4 protein-coding genes are annotated in these 4,941 nt (G+C 57.5%); 3 read left to right on the top strand and 1 reads right to left on the bottom strand.

Annotation, left to right across the window (positions count from 1 at the left end):
* The 3 genes from ABY948_RS11125 to acs form a co-directional block, all read left to right on the top strand.
* Nucleotides 1-666 (top strand): putative nucleotidyltransferase substrate binding domain-containing protein (locus tag ABY948_RS11125; protein ID WP_461482605.1); only part of this gene is annotated, 666 nt, incomplete at its 5' end.
* 77 nt (nt 667-743) lie between these two features.
* Nucleotides 744-1,358 (top strand): exonuclease domain-containing protein, encoded by a 615-nt coding sequence (locus ABY948_RS11120; RefSeq protein WP_461482604.1) that lies wholly within the window; start codon nt 744-746, stop codon nt 1,356-1,358.
* A 148-nt stretch (nt 1,359-1,506) separates the two neighbouring features.
* Entirely contained in the window at nt 1,507-3,450 is a 1,944-nt protein-coding gene (gene acs / locus ABY948_RS11115) for an acetate--CoA ligase (RefSeq protein ID WP_461482603.1), read from the top strand.
* 57 nt (nt 3,451-3,507) lie between these two features.
* Here acs and ABY948_RS11110 read toward each other — a convergent pair whose 3' ends face one another.
* Nucleotides 3,508-4,644: a carbohydrate kinase family protein gene (locus tag ABY948_RS11110; RefSeq protein ID WP_461482602.1), complete on the bottom strand. Its 1,137-nt coding sequence runs from the start codon at nt 4,642-4,644 to the stop codon at nt 3,508-3,510.
* Between the last annotated feature and the right edge of the window lie 297 nt (nt 4,645-4,941).

Genomic DNA, 4,941 nt, shown 5'->3' with positions numbered 1-4,941 from the left:
TACCTGTACTGCCCCGGCGACATCATGGCCTCCACCAATGAATGGCGACAGCCGCTGGTGGGCTGGAAGAAACAGTTTCTGCGCTGGATCAACCAGCCCTCGTCAAAGGCCTTGATGCACGCCAGCATTTTCTTTGATATGCGCTGTGTCTTCGGCGATGAAAAGCTGTTCAAGGATTTGCAGCAGACGGTCTGCGAAGCCGCCCGCGGCAACGAAATTTTCCTGGCCAACCTGACCGCCAATGCCCTGAAGCTCACGCCGCCGATGGGGTTCTTCAAGCATTTCGTGGTGGAACACAGCGGCGAGCACAAAAATACCCTGGACGTAAAACTGCGCGGCATTATGCCGATCAACGATATCGCCCGGATTTATGCCCTTTCAATAGGGGCAGAGCAGGTGCATACCCTGGAGCGATTGCAGGAAGCGGTGAACCGCAAGTTGCTGACCCTGAAAGATGCCCGCAACCTGATCGATGCCCACGAGTTCATTTCCCGACTGCGGCTGGAGCACCAGGGCGAGCAGTTGCGGGAAGGGCAAAAGCCCGACAATCACCTTAATCCCGAGTCGTTTTCGTCCTTGTCCCGTCACCAGTTGCGGGATGCCTTTGCCGTGGTCACCAATGCCCAGGCAGCCTTGCGGCTCAAGTTCACCCACGGATTGATGTGATGCTCAAACGCTGGACTGTCCGGTTGCGGCAAAGACGCTATCTGGCACGGTGTCAGGGCACCGCCATGGCGCGTTATTTGGGAAAGGAACTCCCAGATCTGCAAGATGATTTACACCGGGCTAACTATCTCGCCGTGGACCTGGAAATGACCGGTATGAATGCCCAGACAGATCATATCCTCAGCGTGGGATTCGTGCCGGTGGATAACCTCCGGGTGGTGCTGACGGGTGCCTCCCACCGGCTGGTCAGCAGTGATCTGGGGGTGGGGCAGAGCGCGGTCATTCACGGCATACACGATCGGGATATCGACGATGCCGGTGGTTTGCGCGAGGCGATGGATTCGCTGTTGGATGCCCTGCAGGGCAGGGTGATGGTATTGCACTGCGCCAGTCTGGACATGGCGTTTTTACAGCAGGCCTGCCAGGCGCTCTATGGTGTGCCACTGCTGGTGCCAGTGGTGGACACCATGGCCCTGGAAGACCAGCGGTTGCAGCGCAACAGCAGCGGTCGGCACGGCCAGAGCCTGCGCTTGTCGGAATCCCGCCGCCGCTACAACCTGCCGGATTACAGCGCCCACAACGCGCTGGTGGATGCGGTTGCCACCGCTGAACTGTTTCTCGCCCAGGTCAGCCACCGCTTTGGCAAGCAGCCGGGACGGTTGGCGCAGCTGCCTGCGGTGATGCGCTGGTGAGTGGCTTCTCACAACGCCATTTTCCCCTTGAATGTCCGTTATCTCCTACCTTTGGCGGGTAGTTGTTATGCAAAGGTCGAATAGATGCTAGGCTCATTCTCTATTAATCTGAATCCCATAGAACATCTATAAGTTAAGGGAGGATTCCATGTCTGAAACTCACGTACGTCCCGTCCCCGAGCATTTTGCCGGTTTGGCGCATATTGATCTCGATACCTACAACGAGATGTATCGGCGTTCAATTGATGATGCGGATAATTTTTGGGCCGAAATGGCGGAGGAATTTCTCGATTGGGAAACACGCTGGGATACTGTCTGCAGCTATGATTTCACCACCGGTGAGGCAAGCTGGTTTGCCGGCGGCAAGCTGAATGTCACGGTCAACTGTATAGATCGCCATCTGGCCACTCGTGGCGAGCAGACGGCGATTATCTGGGAGGGCGACAACCCCGAGGAAAGCGCCTATATCACCTTTAATCAGCTCAGCGATCAGGTCAACAGACTGGCCAATGTGCTGAAATCCCGCGGGGTGAAGAAGGGTGATCGGGTCTGCATTTACATGCCGATGATTCCCGAAGCGACTTATGCCATGTTGGCCTGTGCCCGCATTGGTGCAATCCACTCCGTGGTGTTTGGCGGTTTTTCCCCGGATGCACTGCGGGACAGAATTCTCGACTCCAACTGCCAGGTTCTGATCACTGCTGATGAAGGCTTGCGGGGAGGCAAAAGAGTACCCCTTAAAGCAAATGCCGATGAGGCCATGCGACAGTGCCCCAATGTGCACAGCTGTATCGTGGTGGAGCGGACTCGCGGTCTGGTGGAGTGGAAAGACGGGCGCGATATCTGGTATCACGACGCACTTGCCGAGGCAAAAGAGTATTACTCGCCAGAGCCCATGGATGCGGAAGACCCGCTGTTTATTCTCTATACCTCCGGCTCCACCGGCATGCCAAAAGGTGTCTTGCACACTACCGCTGGTTATCTGCTGCAAGCCGCCATGACCCATATGTATGTGTTTGATTACAAAGAGGGTGAGGTTTACTGGTGTACCGCCGATGTGGGCTGGGTAACCGGCCACAGTTATATCGTCTACGGACCTCTTTGCAACGGCGCCACCACCTTGCTGTTTGAAGGGGTACCCTCCTACCCGGATGCCTCCCGTTTCTGGCAAGTGGTAGACAAACACAAGGTGAATATTTTCTACACTGCGCCCACCGCCATCCGCTCACTGATGGGTGCCGGTGACGACTTTGTGAAAAAGTGCGATCTCAGTTCACTGCGCCTGTTGGGTACCGTGGGCGAGCCAATCAACCCGGAAGCCTGGGAATGGTATTACAAAGTGGTCGGCAATGAGCATTGCCCCATCGTGGATACCTGGTGGCAGACTGAAACCGGTGCGCATATGTTGACGCCGATGCCCGGTGCTATTCCCATGAAGCCCGGCTGTGCCACCGTACCCTTTTTTGGTGTGCAACCGGTGTTGCTGGACAGCGAAAGCGGCCAGCTCATCGAGGGTGCCGGTGAGGGCGTGTTGGCGATCAAAGCCTCCTGGCCCTCCCAGATCCGCGGTGTCTATGGCGATATGAATCGCTTTAGGGAAACCTATTTCGCCCCCTACAAGGGTTATTACTTCACCGGGGACGGTGCCCGTCGCGATGCCGATGGACACTACTGGATCACCGGTCGGGTGGACGATGTGCTGAACGTTTCCGGTCACCGCATGGGCACAGCCGAGGTGGAAAGTGCGCTGGTACTGCATCCCAAGGTGGCGGAAGCCGCGGTGGTCGGTTGTCACCACGATATCAAGGGCCAGGGCATTTATGCCTATGTCACCCTGATGAGCGGTGAAGAGCCCTCGGATGAGTTGCGCAAGGAACTGGTTGGCATGTGTGTCAAGGAGATTGGCCCCATCGCCAAACCGGACCACATCCACTGGGCCCCCGGTCTGCCGAAAACCCGCTCTGGCAAAATCATGCGCCGTATCCTGCGCAAGATCGCCGCCAACGAGCTGGAAAACCTGGGGGATACCTCCACCCTGGCGGACCCCTCGGTGGTGGATCAACTGATCGACAATCGCCTCATTCGCCAGTGATGCCAACCCAGAAAAAAGCCCGCACAGCGGGCTTTTTTTATGTCTCCAGATAAGACCTTAAAATGCCAGATTGTCATCGGGTAAGAGGGTATTGCCGAGCACGCTGATGGCCTGTTCCGGATGCCCGGTGGTCACCAATCGGTCCATTTCCGCTGTCCGCAACAGACCGCTTTGGGTGTCCATATAGCCCACCACACTGGCGGCGTTGCGGCTGGCAGCATAGAGCGCCCGCAGGGAATCATGCCCCTGCAGCAGTTGCGCCACGATGGTAGCGGCGAAGGCGTCGCCGGCACCGGCGGTGCCCATGGGCGCCACGTCCGCCGCAGGACAGTACAGTAATTGTTTGCCGTCAAACAGGTAGGCGCCGGAGCTGCCGTCGGTGAGCGAGAAACAGCCAGGGCCGGTGCTGCAGATCATCGACATCACATCGTTCAGGGGCAACCAGTAATCGTTGACGTGCAGGCCAGAGCGCATCAACGGCGGCGCCTCTGCTCCGGGCGTCGCCAGCAGTGGCACTTTGGTATACAGGCGTCGATGGGTTCTGGCGAGCAGGGCAATGGTCTCCTGCTTGTTGAGGGACAGGTAGTCGATGTTTTCCGCCACGGCGAGAAACTGGTCGATGGCGTCCTCGTCCTGACCTATGCAGGGGTTGGCCGCCACCAGACAACCGGCACTCTTGGCTTGTTCGACAATGCGGGGAAAACAGGCGCGGGAGTGACTGGACAGGCAGCCCACATAGACCAGCCGGTAATCGGCAAAATTGACCCGCTGCAGCTGTCCTCCGATGCCGCTGTTAACCCCCCGCTTGGTGAAGATCGCGGCGTTCTGGTCGTGGGAATAGATCAGGATGGAGTTGCCGGTTTGCCAGTCCGGTTGGCTGATGAAATATTGAGTACCCACACCTTCATCTATCAGGCGCTGGCGAATTTTCCGGCCATTCAAATCCTCCCCGGCCAGTGCCAGGATGTCCACATCCAGACCCTGGCGGGCCATCGCCACGGCCACATTGGCCGCGCCGCCACCCACATGACTGGAGATACTGTCTGCGTCGACTTTGCGGCCCTGTTCCAGCAGCAGGAATGAGGTCTCCCCGTTGTGCAGGGAGATCCGCTCAATCGCCTCCTGGGCCACGGAAACAATGTTGTCGATGGTAACGGAACCGATCACCAGAATACGGTTTGTCTGGGCAACCACCTGCAATAGCCTCCCTATTGAATATGCCTTCCTTCACTATAATGCGGCGCCGGGGGGCTGGCGAGTGTGCGGGACACCCGTCTGCGGACAAAAAAAGGCCCCGGGATACGGGGCCTGGAGAAGTAGTGCTGAGTTGCCTTGTGGGCTGTCAGCATGGTTACCCTTCTTAGGGCCTGTTCACACTAATTTGGTTGCCTCTGTTGTGACTAAAAAAGCGCCAATCTAGGCGCGAGAAATGAATTTAGTGGTTCTAACTGAGTGACGAGCAACGACGAGTGGCGCTTTTTTAGCCGCAAC

Origin of the sequence: Porticoccus sp. (genome assembly GCF_041592135.1) — a bacterium.
Lineage (GTDB): Bacteria > Pseudomonadota > Gammaproteobacteria > Pseudomonadales > Porticoccaceae > Porticoccus.
The sequence above is the reverse complement of the archived record's forward strand: the minus strand, read 5'-3'. Positions and strand labels throughout refer to the sequence as shown.